The 14,766-nt window shown below is 52.3% G+C and carries 22 protein-coding genes; 9 read left to right on the top strand and 13 right to left on the bottom strand.

Annotated elements, in window-relative coordinates; all coding sequences use genetic code 11:
- Positions 1-58 precede the first annotated feature (58 nt).
- The gene (locus NFS22_RS19610; protein ID WP_251319410.1) at positions 59-463 is read right to left on the bottom strand and encodes a cytidylate kinase-like family protein; all 405 of its coding nucleotides are present in this window, start codon (positions 461-463) and stop codon (positions 59-61) included.
- Positions 464-477: 14 nt separating this feature from the next.
- Positions 478-1,053: a TetR/AcrR family transcriptional regulator C-terminal domain-containing protein gene (locus NFS22_RS19605; protein ID WP_251319409.1), complete on the bottom strand. Its 576-nt coding sequence runs from the start codon at positions 1,051-1,053 to the stop codon at positions 478-480.
- Positions 1,054-1,261: 208 nt separating this feature from the next.
- On the opposite strand from NFS22_RS19605, the gene NFS22_RS19600 reads away from it, so the two are divergent.
- On the top strand, positions 1,262-1,561 hold the full coding sequence (locus NFS22_RS19600; RefSeq protein ID WP_251319408.1) for a hypothetical protein: 300 nt from the start codon (positions 1,262-1,264) through the stop codon (positions 1,559-1,561).
- Positions 1,562-1,594: 33 nt separating this feature from the next.
- Entirely contained in the window at positions 1,595-2,353 is a 759-nt protein-coding gene (locus tag NFS22_RS19595) for an MMPL family transporter (RefSeq protein WP_251319407.1), read from the top strand.
- On the opposite strand, the gene NFS22_RS19590 is transcribed toward NFS22_RS19595, so the two are convergent.
- The 11 genes from NFS22_RS19590 to NFS22_RS19545 are packed head-to-tail and all read right to left on the bottom strand — an operon-like array spanning position 2,346 to position 8,439.
- Positions 2,346-2,912, bottom strand: coding sequence for an MBL fold metallo-hydrolase (locus NFS22_RS19590; protein ID WP_251319406.1), 567 nt, complete (start codon positions 2,910-2,912; stop codon positions 2,346-2,348). The genes NFS22_RS19595 and NFS22_RS19590 overlap by 8 nt on opposite strands.
- Entirely contained in the window at positions 2,912-4,072 is a 1,161-nt protein-coding gene (locus NFS22_RS19585) for a recombinase RecT (RefSeq protein ID WP_251319405.1), read from the bottom strand. Before NFS22_RS19585 ends, NFS22_RS19590 begins: the two co-directional genes overlap by 1 nt.
- A 13-nt stretch (positions 4,073-4,085) precedes the next feature.
- Complete coding sequence (locus NFS22_RS19580) at positions 4,086-4,382, bottom strand: hypothetical protein (RefSeq protein ID WP_251319404.1); 297 nt, start codon at positions 4,380-4,382, stop codon at positions 4,086-4,088.
- Positions 4,379-6,370, bottom strand: a complete 1,992-nt coding sequence (locus tag NFS22_RS19575; protein WP_251319403.1) for an AAA family ATPase — start codon at positions 6,368-6,370, stop codon at positions 4,379-4,381. The genes NFS22_RS19580 and NFS22_RS19575 overlap by 4 nt, the downstream gene beginning before the upstream one ends.
- A gap of 13 nt (positions 6,371-6,383) precedes the next feature.
- Positions 6,384-6,710: a hypothetical protein gene (locus tag NFS22_RS19570; protein ID WP_251319402.1), complete on the bottom strand. Its 327-nt coding sequence runs from the start codon at positions 6,708-6,710 to the stop codon at positions 6,384-6,386.
- A 3-nt stretch (positions 6,711-6,713) separates the two neighbouring features.
- Positions 6,714-7,082 (bottom strand): hypothetical protein, encoded by a 369-nt coding sequence (locus NFS22_RS19565; RefSeq protein ID WP_251319401.1) that lies wholly within the window; start codon positions 7,080-7,082, stop codon positions 6,714-6,716.
- Positions 7,079-7,213: a hypothetical protein gene (locus NFS22_RS23790; protein WP_277614901.1), complete on the bottom strand. Its 135-nt coding sequence runs from the start codon at positions 7,211-7,213 to the stop codon at positions 7,079-7,081. Before NFS22_RS23790 ends, NFS22_RS19565 begins: the two co-directional genes overlap by 4 nt.
- Positions 7,214-7,218: 5 nt before the next feature.
- Positions 7,219-7,467, bottom strand: a complete 249-nt coding sequence (locus NFS22_RS19560) for a hypothetical protein (RefSeq protein ID WP_251319400.1) — start codon at positions 7,465-7,467, stop codon at positions 7,219-7,221.
- Between the two features lie 19 nt (positions 7,468-7,486).
- Positions 7,487-7,684 carry a transcriptional regulator gene (locus NFS22_RS19555; RefSeq protein ID WP_251319399.1) on the bottom strand — a complete coding sequence of 66 codons (198 nt, stop codon included), beginning with the start codon at positions 7,682-7,684 and terminating at the stop codon, positions 7,487-7,489.
- 13 nt (positions 7,685-7,697) lie between these two features.
- Complete coding sequence (locus tag NFS22_RS19550; RefSeq protein WP_251319398.1) at positions 7,698-8,180, bottom strand: helix-turn-helix domain-containing protein; 483 nt, start codon at positions 8,178-8,180, stop codon at positions 7,698-7,700.
- 37 nt (positions 8,181-8,217) lie between these two features.
- Positions 8,218-8,439 carry a helix-turn-helix transcriptional regulator gene (locus tag NFS22_RS19545; protein WP_251319397.1) on the bottom strand — a complete coding sequence of 74 codons (222 nt, stop codon included), beginning with the start codon at positions 8,437-8,439 and terminating at the stop codon, positions 8,218-8,220.
- 176 nt (positions 8,440-8,615) lie between these two features.
- Between NFS22_RS19545 and NFS22_RS19540 the strand changes: the two genes are divergently transcribed.
- The 7 genes from NFS22_RS19540 (at position 8,616) to NFS22_RS19510 (ending at position 14,377) form a co-directional block, all read left to right on the top strand.
- Positions 8,616-9,074 (top strand): helix-turn-helix domain-containing protein, encoded by a 459-nt coding sequence (locus NFS22_RS19540; RefSeq protein WP_251319396.1) that lies wholly within the window; start codon positions 8,616-8,618, stop codon positions 9,072-9,074.
- Between the two features lie 52 nt (positions 9,075-9,126).
- Complete coding sequence (locus NFS22_RS19535; protein ID WP_251319395.1) at positions 9,127-10,287, top strand: site-specific integrase; 1,161 nt, start codon at positions 9,127-9,129, stop codon at positions 10,285-10,287.
- A gap of 397 nt (positions 10,288-10,684) precedes the next feature.
- A complete protein-coding gene (locus NFS22_RS19530) occupies positions 10,685-11,161 on the top strand; it encodes a very short patch repair endonuclease (RefSeq protein WP_251319394.1) in 477 nt (158 codons plus the stop codon).
- A 50-nt stretch (positions 11,162-11,211) separates the two neighbouring features.
- The gene (locus NFS22_RS19525; protein WP_251319393.1) at positions 11,212-11,421 is read left to right on the top strand and encodes a helix-turn-helix domain-containing protein; all 210 of its coding nucleotides are present in this window, start codon (positions 11,212-11,214) and stop codon (positions 11,419-11,421) included.
- 12 nt (positions 11,422-11,433) lie between these two features.
- Positions 11,434-12,630, top strand: coding sequence for a DNA cytosine methyltransferase (locus NFS22_RS19520; protein ID WP_251319392.1), 1,197 nt, complete (start codon positions 11,434-11,436; stop codon positions 12,628-12,630).
- Complete coding sequence (locus NFS22_RS19515; protein WP_251319391.1) at positions 12,617-13,351, top strand: PmeII family type II restriction endonuclease; 735 nt, start codon at positions 12,617-12,619, stop codon at positions 13,349-13,351. Before NFS22_RS19520 ends, NFS22_RS19515 begins: the two co-directional genes overlap by 14 nt.
- A gap of 18 nt (positions 13,352-13,369) precedes the next feature.
- Entirely contained in the window at positions 13,370-14,377 is a 1,008-nt protein-coding gene (locus tag NFS22_RS19510) for a DUF6731 family protein (protein WP_251319390.1), read from the top strand.
- Positions 14,378-14,766 lie beyond the last annotated feature (389 nt).

Raw genomic sequence — 14,766 nt, 5'->3', positions numbered from 1 at the left:
CGGTACATTTTATCACCCTGTTTCAGTATACCATTTCCTGTCCCAATTTTAAAATAATTTATGAGTGATTAGTATTAGAAGCTGTACCAATAAATACAGTTAATAATTCCGTATCCAGCACCTCACGCAAGACAAAATCGGCACACCGGCCAATAATAACGGCATCCTCTCTCCGGGCAATAGACCGTATCACATCGCTTTGCAAACGAAACAAAACCTCAGAAATAGGCTGTCCCCTTTGGACACGGTGGTTCCCCTCATAAGTGCCCTCGTAAAGCCAGGGACTTTCCTGCCGTTCATCAAATGCCCCCAATCGTTCATGATTCAATGCCCCGCGCTTTGCGGCCATTGTAATGAGCTGCTTATCATAGCACTCAATTCCTAACCGCCGCGCTACTTCTGCCCCGATCTCATGGCCCCCACTCCCGAACTGTCTGCCGATTGTGATGATCCTATGCCCCATGTAGTATGTCCTCCTTATAATCCAGCTTGTTCCGCCTGCTGGATCGACATTCGGATTTGATCCATGGTAGGCCACAGATATGACATCAGCTGATCTTCCGAAAAATCCAAGTCACGACGTATCCATTCCAACAAAATGCCACTCAATGCCGCCATGTAGAGGTCTCCCAGAAAGGCCAAATATTCATCAGATACCTGATGGCTCCCTTTGGCGTCTGCTAAAAAGAGAGTCATCAGGTGTTTTGTCTCCTGGTAAAACATCTCTCGAAGTGCTTCCTGCCCGATGTCGTTCAGCGCACATTTACAAACACTGTTATTCTCTGTAATCCATCGGAGAAACAGGCGAAATCCCTCCTGCCAAGTCAGGCAGTTTTCACTTGTTTTAATCAGTGAAAGGGCTTCCTCCTGAAACATCCACATCAATAAATCGTAAATGTCCTTGAAGTGGTAATAAAAAGTATACCTATTAGCTCCACAGCCGTCCGCAATCTCCTGAACTGTAATTTTCTTCAGGTTCTTTTTGACCATGAGCATTTTAAGCGAATCGGCTAATTGCCGTTTGCGGTTGTAGGATAATTCTGCCTGCTTCATATTCGTCCCTCGATTCTATTCAAACTATACCACAAACTTAGATAAAAAGCATTACACAAAACTTTACATTTGTTAGGTGTTCTTTATCTAACACTACACAATTTGAGAGGAATGTGTAGTTTTACACATTGGGAATTAATTGCGGATTGTATCTTAACAGGCTGTCACAGTATAGTAATCACAGTTTGAACCAGAAAGGGGAAGCATCATGCAAGATGGAAAATACCAAGTCACCATGAATAGTCCCATGGGTGAGAAAAAAGGGGGAGTAGCGATTCAGCCGGAGACAGGCTGCATTGTCTTGAATATCATGGGCGGCGCCAATTTGTTTTACGGTGGTTTTGCACCCCAATATACCTTTGAAACCACTGGAACACTAAAGACCGCATTGAGCGATTTGCCCGCTTCCTTGCAGGGGAGCGTTTCGGGAGAACACCTTACGGCGGTCCTGCACACTGAAAAGGGTGACTTTTCTATGGAAGGCAGTTTGAAGCATGAAGGAAAATAAGCAAGATCAGAGTGTCTTTATCCGTCTGGCGGAATGGATCGTGGACAAGCGGAACTTGTTCTTTCTGATCTATGGGGCAGCAATTATCTTCTGCATTTTTCCCGTGGCTGGGTGTCTGTCAACGATGATATTACTGATTATCTGCCTGAAACAACGGAAACCAAACAGGGCCTTACCATTATGGAAAATCACTTTACAACATTTGGTTCGGCCCGTGTAATGGTTTCAAATATTACTTATGAACAGGCGCTTTCTCTGGCCGGTGAGCTGGAATGTATTGATGGCATATCCTCTGTTGACATGGGGGACGAAGATGACGCAGAGGATCGGGCCGATCATTACCGGGATTCCGCTGTACTATACGATGTTACCTTTGACGGTGAGGAGGACGATCCTACCAGCCTTGAGGCTATGGATCAAATGAAGCAGGTTCTCTCGCTTTACGACGCATCCATTTCCAGTACAGTTGGTGAAAACGGATCGGAAATGCTGGCGGCAGAGATCAGCTTTATTATGAAACTGGTAGCAGTCATTGTCATCGCCGTTCTTCTGCTGACCTCTAAATCATACGGGGAAGTTCCCGTTCTGCTGATTACCTTTGACAGCAGCTACCGAGCGCCCCAGCTTTTTTGCAATGACAGAGATAGATGCCTTTCCCCATCGGTCCTGAAGGTATTCTTCTTCATCTTGCGTCCAGTGTGGGTGTTTGTGTCCACCCGCCAAACGCCAGCGCATGGCAGCAACCTCATCGACACTCCGGCCGAGCTCTGCGGCAAGCGTTTTGTCAGATAGTTCTTTGTTCTCGGACAAAAAGTTCTAGGCGCGGCACCCGCTCAATGGGGATGTAGCCCGCCTCCACGCTGCGCTGGATGCCCTCTCGGGAGTAATTGCACTCAGCCATGATGTGGGTCAGCCCGGTAAAGCGGTACCTCACAAAATAGGTGTCTGTGAAGTAGAGCAGCTTTTCCCCGGTAGCCGTACTGGTGAGCAGAAAACCAAGGGGCTCTGGTACAACATGCTCCACATCGAAAGGTAGAACTTGAAAAGTTCCCAATTGAAATTCCTCCAGGGCTTTCACCGGGTGCATCCTGTGCCCCGCCAGGCCGCAGGCGTCTATGGTGCCTTGGCTGGTGTAGATATCCATCCCCAGCCGGGCAAGGCCCGCGGCGGCCTTGCTGTGGTCCTTGTGGGCGTGGGTGATAAAGCACCCAGCGAATTGCCGCAGGCGGAAGCCGCTGCCGACCTGGAGGGCTTTTACGGGTATTCCCGCATCCAGCAGCACCGTTGTCTGCCCGTCTCCGACGATGTAGGCATTACCTGTACTGCCGGATGCGAGAGCCTTGATCTCCATTAAAACGAGGGCCCGCCAATGGTAGTCTGGCCGTCCGCCGTGGCCGCTCCGGCAGTCGGCTGGGGAGCCCCGGTACTGACGGCAGGAGCGGGCTCCTTGGTGATCTCCCCGGTGCCCTGGTTTACCTCGAAGCCCTGGGGCGGTGCGGGCAGTTCTGGGGCGGGGGTGCCGGGCAGAGCCTGGGGCGTGGTGTCGATAACCTCGCCGTTAGCGTAGATGTCGATCACATCCTGAGCCTCCAGCTCCGCAATTCTGGCTTCCCGGAGCTTCATGTACTGGTAGCTGTCATCCACCTTCTTGGGATCGACCGGCATATACTTGGCGCTGTAGACCTCCCGCTTGATGGTTTTCAGGCACATTTCCTCATACCAGCCATCGGTCTGCTGCTCGACCTGTTTTCCGTTCTCCCAGACCTTCTGGGTGCCGCCCCAGAAGTTGGCGGACGCATACTTGGGTTTGCGCTTCTCAATATCCCGCAGGGTCATAATGACCAGTTTGTTCTTCAGCGGGTCCTGATACTCGATGTAGCCGAAGCCGCCAACGATTTCACCACGGTTGAAGGCGTCGTTGATGGCGAACTCGTAGCTCTCCACCCGGACACCCGCCGTTTTCTTGATGGGGCGGAAGGTGTCGGTGGAGTAGACCAGCTCAATGGTGACCGCCACCGGCGTTTCCAGGGCGTACTTCTCAGCGATGTACTGGATGCCGTTGTAGCCGGGCATCAGGTTCACGTCGTACTTCTGCGCCTTGTTGTTCTTGAAAGGGATGGCGAACAGGTGGTTCTTCTGCATCATGTCCAGCCCCATGCGAGCGTAGTCGACAACATCCAGCGCCAGATCGTTCAGGTTCACGTTCTCCCAGGTGACGGGGAGGGGGTTGTCGTACTTGTGATCCCGGTTGTTGTCGTTCTTCCGCAGGCGCTCTTCCTCGGCGGCCTTCAGGGCCCGGTCAATGGCGACGAAGTAGCCCTGGATCAGCTGGCGCTGGTAGTCGGTGACCTGGATGGCCCCGACGCTGCTGCCGAACTCCATCATCACCTTGCTGGTGAACCGTTCGGACATATTAGGCTTCTGCTCACCCTGGGGCTGGAGGGCCCCGGCCTGGGGTGCGGGAGCCGGAGCGGGGGCGGTAGTGGTCTGCGTTCTCTGATTGGTTGCCATTTTCATATCCTCCTTATTTGCTCCGCCGGGTAAAGGTAATCGGCGGCAGTTTGATGGGCTTGAGCTTCTCGGCCAGGGAAGCGGCCACCGGATCGGCCCGCTCCAGCTCGTCAGCCATGTGGCGGTAGAGGTGGATCAGGAGCGGAGCGTCCTTGACCGGGATAGTAGCGGCGGCCGGCTTGAAGCGGACAAAGTAGTCGATGGCGCCATCCTGGATGATCTGCTGGGCCTCGGGGAACTTCTCAGCATCGATGGCTTCCAGTGCCCGTGTCAGGTAGGGGGCGGTGGTCTTGGGTTTTCCGAACATCATGCCGCTGCGCCTCCCTTCGTCTCGTCCAGTTCCAAGCGGAGCTTGGCATCCTGCTCGGAAACCACCAGCCGGACCGTCTGCATGGCCGTATGAGCCAGCCGGGTCACGCTCTCGGCGTTGTCAATGAATACCGGCATGGAAATCCCCCAGTGATAGGCCAAGGTCTCAATGATCTCCAGTCCGGCATTGATGCGAGCGGCGTTGTTGGCATCCCGGAAGGGAACCATGGAGCCCGCCTCATTGGGCACCAGGACCTCGCAGTCATCCTTGACACCGCCGTTCACCTGTTCCAAGAAAAGGCGGAACCGGACATTCTTGAATTTCCCGTTGATGCGGTCGGTGAGCATCCTGACCTTGGCCTTGGTGAACTGCTCGCAAAGGTAAATCCCCTTCTCCAGCTCCTCGTACTGCGCCGACAGAGCCTTTTCCTGATCCTGTAGCTCTGCGATGCGTTTCCGCTGGGCCTCCGCCTGATCCGCTTTGCCCTTCTGCTGCTGGAGCTCGCGGGACTCGGCGTAGACGGCCTGAATCTGGGCGTTCAAGGCCTCCAGGGCGGTGGTGGTAGTCTGGCCCGCCCCAGCCTCCGCGGCCTTGCTGGCGGCCACTGCGGCGGCGAGACTGGCGTATTCTGTGGTCTGCTCGAAGGGCGTGGGCGTCACCAGCTTGGCCTGCAGCGAAGCCTGCTCATCGGTGAGATTCTTCAGCTCCGCCTCGGCAGCATCGAACTCCGTCTGGAGCCCGGCGATCTGCGCCTGAAGGCCCTCGATCATTTCCTTGCTGGCCTCCCGCTGGCCCTGCTGATTGACCGCCTGAAGGCGGTTGCTCTTGCCAATATTGAACGCCTCCCGCATTCGGGTGACGTCCTCTGCAGGGAGCTCCCGGTGGCAGGTCGGGCAGACCGCCTGCCCCTCGTCCCAGGTCTCGGCCTGGATAGAAGCGTATTCCTGCAGCAGATCCGCCCGGCGGCCCTGAAGCCGTTCCAGGTTCATGTTCTGGCGGTCGAGCTCCGCCCGGAGGTGGTATTTCCCGCTCATGACCGTAGAGATGCGCCCTTGGAGCGCCGTAATGGAAGCCTGGGTGCCCTGATTCGCCTCTGCCGCCCGGTTGAGGTGGGCGGTGCGGGCCTCCGCCAGCGCCGCCTCGGCGGCGGCCACCCGCTTGCGGGCTTCCGCTGTGGCAGTGTCCCCGGCCAGGAGAGCGGCTTTCTGTTCCATCAGCCCATCCTGCTTGGTCTGGAGGGCCGAGAGCTGGGCGTCAATGGCCGCCACATCAATGGTCTCTTCCGGGATGGCCCGCTGCGCCTCGTCGATGCGGCCAGGAATGCCCAGGAGCTGCTTGTTGATGTCGGCCTTCTGGGCGGCAGCAATCTTCTTGTACTCGTCCACCGTATAGTGCTGGTCGGCGGTACCCGGCATCAGGAGGTAGGTGGGCAACTCCCCCAGTTCGCCGTTGCTGGCGATCACCTCGGTGTCGGTAACATCCCCGCAGACCTCCAGCAGAATCTTCCGGCGGGCCTCCCAGGGCATATCCTCCGGGAAGTAGTGGGGCATGGTCAGCATCTTCATCTGCTCGGCCCCGCCGCAGAAGCCCAGGAGGGCGGCGGTGTACTCCTTCTCCTTGACGGGAACACCGTCGATGAAGAAGTCCACGCTGTGGCCGTCGAACTCCTCCGTAGCAGAGCCGCGCTTTTTCTTATAGTTCTCGTGAAAGACCTTTCGGAGCGTCACCAGCCGTCCGCCGTCCATGGTGAACTGCGCCTCGGCGGCGTGGTCGAGGTAGTGAACGTCCCCGTCCGGGCCCTTGGTCTTGGGGGTGTAGCCCTTGGCCCCGGTGCTGGGGCGGTCAAAAAGGAGCCACGTCAGCGCATTGAACAGGGTGGTCTTGCCGGTGGCGTTATCGCCGTAAACGCTGGCGCTCTGGCCCTTGAAGTCGAATGTGGCGGCCTTGATGCCCTGGAAATTCTCAAGCCGCAGGGTGTTGATTTTCATGCCGCATCTCCTTTCAGGATTGACAGTTAGTGAATTTAGGTGTTATATTTGTGGTGGTGAGAAGGCCGTCCTCTTCGGAGGCGGTCTTTTTTTGTGCGCTTATGGCGCAGTAGGTGGAAATGATGCTGAATGCGATGTGCTCCTGCACCAGCTTTCCGAGGTACCAGGGCTGACGGCGATCTCCGCCGTCGTCTCCGTACAGCTGGATGATGCGGGACAGCTTCTGTGCCGCTGGCGGGTAGGCTTCGGCCCACTCGGAGTCCGTCAGCTCACGGCCCAGGTAACCGGAGGCTTCGTCCCTTACATCCACCAGAAACCGCGGTGCTTTTGGGTTCGGCATGGCCTATCCCTCCAGGCTGGAGAAATGGGCACCTTTGCACCAGAAGTAGTCCTCCGTAGGGGTGTACTCGCTGACCGGCATCTTGTGCGGATCAGCGCCGCAGATGTGGTCGCCCTCTCCGATGGCGGTGAACTCGGCGCACTCCTCGCACCGGCAGGCCGACTTGCCGATGATGGTCTTGACGGCGGGCTTGAAGGCGGCGATCTCCGACTCCGGCACGTCCGCCTGGACCACCATGGCGCGGGCGGTTCCGTGGTTGGTCTTGACATCCACGATGTCCCCGACATCCACCGGCTCAGGCGTGTAGTAGCTGTACGCTTTGCCCACCGGGGTGCCGCCTTTGAAAAACTGAACCTTGATAATGTTCGTCATGCTGATTTAGCCTCCTTTTTTTCGTCAGCGGACTCCCGCTGTTTAGGTTCCGGGCCCTTGCTCTGGCAGTCGCACCGCTCTCCCGGGTCAAGGTGGCTGCCGCAGTGAGGGCAGATGTTGTAATAGGGCATGGCGCTTACTCCTCCTTTCTCCAGGGGTTGCCGCCCCTCCGAATCTCCCGGAGGTCCGCCAGCCAATCCTTCACAGTCCTCTTCCCGGCATAGTAGAGGGCCGGGAGCGCCAAGATGAGGTACTCACCGCCGCAGGCTTTATATCCCCGCTCCGCCAGCGCAAAAGCGCGGCCAAGCTCGAAGGTAATGCCCGTCAGGCAGAGGATAATAATCAGCTCCAGTACTGCGAAGATCAGCCGCTCGTTCACTTTCACCGCATTCAACTCCTTTCTGCTAAATGTAAAGCCTTTCCATGAGGTATTTCCGGGACACCCGGCCCGAGGTGGTAACAAAGCCTTGGGCTTCCAGCTCCTTGTTGAGCTGCTGCATGATACGGTAGGCCCGGCTCTCGCTGACCTCGCACAACTGCATGACCTCCCGGACCTTGACGTACTTGGGGACTTCCTGCTCCTTCCGTTCGATATCTGCCATGGCGTGGGCCCTCCTATTGTCCGACGTACTTCTGCATCCAAAGGCGGAGCTCCATCGAGGCGCGTTCCATGGTCTCCAGGTTCTTCATCACCTGTTCCAGCTGGGGGACCTCGTCCTGGGTGATCTGGCCGTCGCCGGCAATCTCCAGAATAATCTGCTGTACACAGCTGGCCCCCTGCATGGCCGACATGACCTTGAGGGCCAGGCGGTCAATCTGGAGCAGTTCGCAGGGCGGGATCGTCTTTTTGCCCAGCGGACAGAGACTGGCGCAGTAGTGATTGCAGAGCTGGGGGGCCTGGTAGGCGTGGGCCATCATCAGGACTTCCTCGGGGTAGGGAACGAGGACCCCGGCCTCGATGCGGGCCAGGCGGGTACGGTCAATGCCGGTTTCCTCCGCCGCACCCTCACGGCTTCCCAGATGGTCGTTGCACTTTTCCGCCGCTTTTCGTGCGAGATAAAACACGTTGTCAGCCGCTTTCGTGGCGTTTCTGGGCATTTATTATCCTCCTTCCTTGTGGTAAACTTTTTTCAGATTAGGCGGAGCTCTCTTTTAAGGAAACTTCATCCGCAAAAAAAATCTCCTCAATGGTAAGCCCCCAATGAAGGGACAGCTTGAAGGCTTCCTCCAGCGTTACGGGATGATAGCCGATCTCCCGCTTGCAGTAAAGGACTGCGGATTTAAGCCCCAAGAGCTCCGCCAGGTCCCGCTGCGTTTCATGGTGCTCCAGTCGTAACTCCCGCATCCTGTTTGCCATCCTTGACCCCCCTTTCTTAAAAAATTCTTTTAAGGAACTTTTGCGTAGTCCTATACTAACACTTCCTTTTAGGAATGTCAAGCCGTTTTCAAAAGAAGTTTCTTTTCCGGCAAATTTCTCCTTGTGTTTCTCAAAAAGAAATAGTAAAATAAAAGGGACAATTGGAGGTGTATGTTATGAATCGAGTATCTATGCTCCGCAAAGAAGCGGGATTGAGCCAAAAGGAATTAGCCGCCCGGCTCGGGGTGCAGCCCTCGGTGGTGTCCAAATACGAAAATGGCGGCATCCAGCTCCAAGAGGATACGCTCCGTCAGCTTGTCATCATCTTCGATGGAGTATCAGCGGATTTCATTTTAGGGCTGTCCGATGACCGGAAGCGCGGCACATCCCGCGCCACACCGCAAATCGTCTGGGATGCCGTTGCCCTGGTGGAAGGAGCCGACACGCTTTCGGAGGAAAACCGCACCCTGCTCCTGGACTGTATCAAGGACCCGGAGATTCTGGCTCTGGCTGGCCGGTTCCAACGTCTGTCCAAGAAATCAAAGCGCCGGGTGGTGGAGTACATGGATCTGCTGCGGCTGGCCGATGAGCAGGCCAAGACCGAGCGTCAGGAGTCTCAACCACCTGAAGAATAAAAAAAGCGCCCCGGCTGGCGGCCGGGGCGGTCTTGCAAGGGGGGGTGGTTTCGTGCCTGCTTATAAATACACAACCAAGGATGGAGCTGTCCGCTGGATGGCGTCGTTCTGGTATTTGGACTGGACCGGGAATCGGAAAAAGAAAAAGAAGGAGGGCTTTGAGCGCAAAAAGGATGCTCAGGATTTTGAGCGGGAATTTCTGCTGAAGGCGGAGAAGCGGTGCGATATGTCCTTCGCTTCCTTGGTGCAGCTCTACCAGGAGGATGCTGATCATCGTGTCCGAGGAACCACCAGAGGGACCCAGGACAGCATCATCAACACTTGGCTGCTCCCGTTCTTCGGCAAGCTGCAGGTGGACAAGATCGATGCCGTCACTGTCCGCAAGTGGCAGAACAAAATGATATCCGCTATCAATCCGCACAACGGGCGGAAGTATGCCCCCTCATACCTCCGCACCGTCAACAGCCGTCTATCCGCCATTTTCAACTATGCGGTGATGTACTACGGCCTGCGGCAAAATCCCTGCTTGCCGGCCGGCTTCATGGGGAAGAAAAAGGCTCGCAAAATGGACTTCTGGACGACCGCCGAGTTTGACACCGCCCTGGAGCAAGTAACGAAGCCCGGTTTCAGGGTGGCGTTCCAGATCATGTATTGGTGTGGGCTCCGGGTGGGGGAGTGCTTGGCGCTGACCCCTGCAGATATTCTCCCTTCCAAGATGGTGAGGGTCAACAAGACCCACCACAGGGAGGCGGGGGAGGATGCCCCCGGCCCGCCCAAGACTGACAATAGCGTCCGGGAGGTGCCCATGCCGACGTTTCTCTATGGCGAGGTGCAGAGTTACATCTCCGCCCTCTACGAAATCGAGCCGGGGGATCGCATTTTCTATTTCAACCACGGCACCCTGAACCGGGAGCTGGATCGTGCTGCGGAGGCGGCCGGAGTCCAACGAATCAGGATACATGACCTCCGGCACAGCCATGCCGCCTTGCTGGTGGACCTGGGTTACTCCATCGTGGCCGTGGCCGAGCGCCTGGGGGACACGGTGGAGGTGGCCATGGCAACCTACTCCCATCTGTACCCAGACAAAAAGCAGGGGATGGCGGATGATCTGGACCGCCGGGCCAGGGGGGAGCCCCCAGCAGCCCCCGTTGGCATCGACTCCCTCGAGGACGTGTCAGAACGGCTCGAACAGGCCGAAAAAGGAGCTGTTTGAAGCAAACGGTACGTTTCCGGTACGCCAGAGAAAAAGAGTACCACGACGCAACACAACATTTTGCGTCTGCGTCGTGGCATTTTTCACATCAAACGCAATATATAGTGTGCGCTCTAAAAATCAATTTATTCCCACTCGACAAATCCTATTATATGGGGTTGTATTTTCTATGCTTTCACAGGTACAGCATTCGCAAATTTGTTAATATTTTACCTGCTATCTTTGGCCGCTAATTTTCTTAGTATCAAAATAGTATCACAAAAGGCGGGGAGATGCAACCACATTCTTATCTTTTGAAGGAATGTCCATAAACAAAATCTACAACCGGTAGTATTCCAAAATGGAAGTTTATATGGTAGACTGAAAAATATATGTGATGTTATGTGGGAGGCTACCTATGGGCGACGTAATGACCCCGGAGCAGCGGAGCCGGACAATGAGCCATATCAAAGGGAAAGATACCAGTATCGAAGTTCTATTGCGAAAGGCACTCTGGCGCAAAGGCATCCGGTATCGAAAAAATTATAAAAAGCTGCCGGGTACGCCCGATATAGCCATAACAAAATATCGAATTGCTATCTTTTGCGACAGCGAGTTTTTCCATGGCTATAATTGGGAAATTAAGAAACAGAAGCTGGGACACAACCGGGAATATTGGATCAGGAAGATTGAACGGAATATGGCCCGTGACCGGGAAAACGACTTTAGGCTGATTGCGATAGATTGGGTTCCCATACATTTTTGGGGGCAGGAGATACAAAAGAACACAGAAAAATGTGTAGAGGCCATCGAAGATTTGATTTTTGAGTTGCAAATGATGCGGTATGATGGTATGATAGAGGATACAAGGGACTATGTTGAAGGTATAAAATAATATTTTTATATCTTCAATCTATAAATTTATAATTTACGAGGAGTACCCTGATGACAATATCAGAGCAGATTAAGGTGTTGTGTGTACGCTCAAACATTAGCGTTGCGGAACTTGCAAGGCGGGTGGGGACTACACCGCAAAATTTCAACTCAAAAATGAAACGGGAGAGTTTTACAGTCTCTGAACTGGAATATCTGGCAGAAACGGTTGGGTGTTCGTTTGAACGCCATTTTGTCCTTCCAGATGGCGAAAAGGTTTGATAGGAGGGCATTATGGATTTACTGCATTTCAAAGATAACGATTCAAACCGGGATGTAATTTCCCTGTTTTCCGGGGCAATGGGGCTGGATATTGGTCTCACAAAAGCGGGTTTAAATGTTGTCATTGGACAAGATTTCGACCCTGCCTGTGTTGCAACCATGCGAGTAAACGGGCATAAAGTGTTGGAAGGAGACATCCGGGAAATTGATGAATCGGATTTATTGGAACAGGCTGGACTGGTTCAAGGGGAACCATTCCTCATTTGTGGTGGCCCACCTTGCCAGCCATTTTCTACTGCCGGCAAACGCCTTGGGATCAATGACCCCCGTGGCAGCTTGTTTATGGACTTTATCCGCATGATTGACTATATCCGTCCCCGGTTCTTCATCATGGAAAATGTAAAAGGGATTATGTCCGCCCCGCTCAAACACGCCCGGCCTATAGAAAGGGATAAAAATGACCCGGAGCAACAATTAGGGACTGTTTTAGATGTAATCCTTTCCGAGTTCGACAAGTTAGGATACAAAACCGTGTACGGACTATTAGATGCCGTTAATTATGGCGTTCCCCAATTCCGGGAGAGGTTTGTTCTAATTGGGAGCCGGGATAACGAAAATATTTTTCTCCCTTTCCCAACACACTTTCAGATGCACCAAAATCCAGAATATCGCTGGTGTACCTTACGGGATACCATCAAGGATTTGGAGCATAACTGCGGGGAATGTGCCGCATTCAGTAAAGACCGCCTTGCATACCTCCGCCTTGTCCCGGAGGGCGGGAATTGGCGCGACCTCTCTGAAAGTGTGCGGAAAGAGGCCATGGGGGGTGCTTATGGCTCTGCTGGTGGGAAAGTTGGGTTTTACCGGCGGCTATCATATAGCCAGCCATCCCCGACATTGGTTACATCCCCAGTGCAAAAAGCGACCATGATGTGCCACCCTACCCAAGACCGCCCTTTGAGCATCAGGGAATATGCCCGCATCCAGCAATTCCCTGATGATTGGAAGTTCATGGGGACAAGTGCAGCAAAATATCGCCAGATTGGGAATGCCGTCCCGGTGGGACTGGCATTGGCGTTGGGGAGAGCGGTGCTTTCCGTTGCGGATCAGTCCGCTGAAATCCATACAAAGCGGTTTAGAGGGACGGACATCCACCAAAAGCTAAAACAAGCTATAGAAATAGGAGGAAACTACTATGCCCATAAATAATAGCTACAACGAGGATGCCATCGTAGAAGCGATTGCAACTGCATTGGATAATTTCTACACGAACCTGATTAAGAAAGTGGATAGCCTTAATGTAAAGGCCGTTATGAAACGCAAAAACCCGTATCTGTTCCGGGCAAAGGCAATGAACGGAGCCGCCCAAATTATTGATGCAATCCTTGCCGCTTTTGTGTCCTCGTCTGAGGAAACGATTTTCGGGAATGTGTTCTTTGAGCCGATTGCCACCGCTGCCGCACAGGGGCAGAAAGCATTGGCCGAGGGCGTGGACATCATGGTAGAGCGGGATAATACCATCTATGCCGTCGCAGTAAAATCTGGCACAAGCGTTTTTAATGCGGACAGCCGCAAGAAACAGGAGCAGAACTTCATGGCGGCCAGCAAGCTGGCTCAGCAGGCAAAGAAGCGCTTTGTCCCGATTGTAGGCTATGGCTATGGAAAGAAGAAAACTTCCAGCCGTGGGCTTCCAAAGTTCTATATGGAATTAGCTGGAAAGGACTTTTGGACGGAATTGACTGGTGATGAAGAATTCTACATAAAGCTGATCCGCTTCATGGATAAGCTTCCAGAGAAGTATGTGGAAGAATTCGATGCTTCCTATCAGAAGGCGGCTAACCGGCTCGTCCGTGAGTTTACCCAAGAGTTTTGTTTCGAGGATGGTAGCATTGATTGGGAAAAACTTGTGGAGTTTAATTCGGGAGACTAACATTTGGAGGGCAGGGTTATGGCTAAAAAGAAAAAGGAGCCAAAGAATAAATCTGTAGAGCGTAAAGTTTATTATTATAAGGTCACATGCAAATGTGATGGGACGAATGAACCCATTAGCAGTTTGTTTGACGCATATCTCAAACTATACGACAATAATGGAAACAATCTTGAAGATCGTGGTTTAGCTATCCCGTTTTATGACAAGTTCCATTTTCTCGAAGTGTTTCATCATAATTATGACATGGATATTTATCAAGGAAAATTTTATAGTTTGCGGTCTACAGATTTCCCTTACTTATTCAATTTACTAAATGGAAATCGTCAAGAGATTCCGGCTGGTGATGACGACACCCTCATGGAGCAGACACATTTTTGTTGTATTGTAAACAAGAATCTTTTTGTAAGCGAATTTAATTTTCATGGTGCAAGAATTGAGCGATTAGCTAACTATCTTGTGAGCATTATGGGGCAAGTTTATCCAAGCAAAAATTATGAAGTGAGCATCGATCCAATCATTATGCCTGACTATTATACTCGTATCGCTAATTGCCGTTCTTTATCTAAGTTGCAGTTCAAGGTTGCAAAACCGGGGCTTAAAATGCTAAAGGATTTTGGTATTATTAACGGCTATGATATTCTTGCAGATGAAGTAGATGCTGGAACGGATTTCTATATTGATATTGAAATTTCTGGTGGAGGAAAAGGTTCCCATGTGCCAGTTTCTAATCTGCCAGCCTTTCTCCAAAAGATTATCAATATGATTAAGAAATCTAAAGAAGTTGAATTGGAAGCTGAAGATGGAAGCGATCCAATCTTTAGCAAAGCAAAACTGCGTGGGTTAGATGCAGATGCAGGTAAAATTATCCCATATGATCTGTTAGATGAAAAATTAGTTCAGACTGAATGGGTAGAAAAAGTATCCAATCGTTCTAAATATGTTGATTCAGACAAAATGTTTGCTGCAATATTAAAAGCATACCGTGAGCAAAAAGACACCGCCTTAAAATATATGGAGAAAATGTAATGTTCAAAAAGGTTAACCGTTTGATTTATGGTGATCGCTCGTATTACATTGCTCACATTCTTATCAGCATAATTATTATGACATGCACATGCTTGTTACTCCATTTCAGGTTTAATCAACCGATAGATATTGTTTTACATCTGATTTCTAATGATACCATAGGGTTATCTGCATCTTTATTAGGCTTTCAATTGGCAGGGGTTTCTATTCTAATTTCTTTAGACGGAAACAAAAAGCTATGCCTGTTGCGGGAAATAAAAAGCGATACAATGATTTACAAGATTTTTATTTCTTCTATCACGATGTTTCTGTTCTCCATTGTGCTGATGCTAATATCAATAAACTTTGTTCCTGTCGAGTCAAATATAACGAGGGAAGTATTATGCGTT

This window comes from Flintibacter muris (genome assembly GCF_943192995.1).
Lineage (GTDB): Bacteria > Bacillota > Clostridia > Oscillospirales > Oscillospiraceae > Lawsonibacter > Lawsonibacter muris.
Note: the sequence above shows the minus strand (reverse complement) of the source record. Positions and strands in the feature narration are given on the sequence as shown.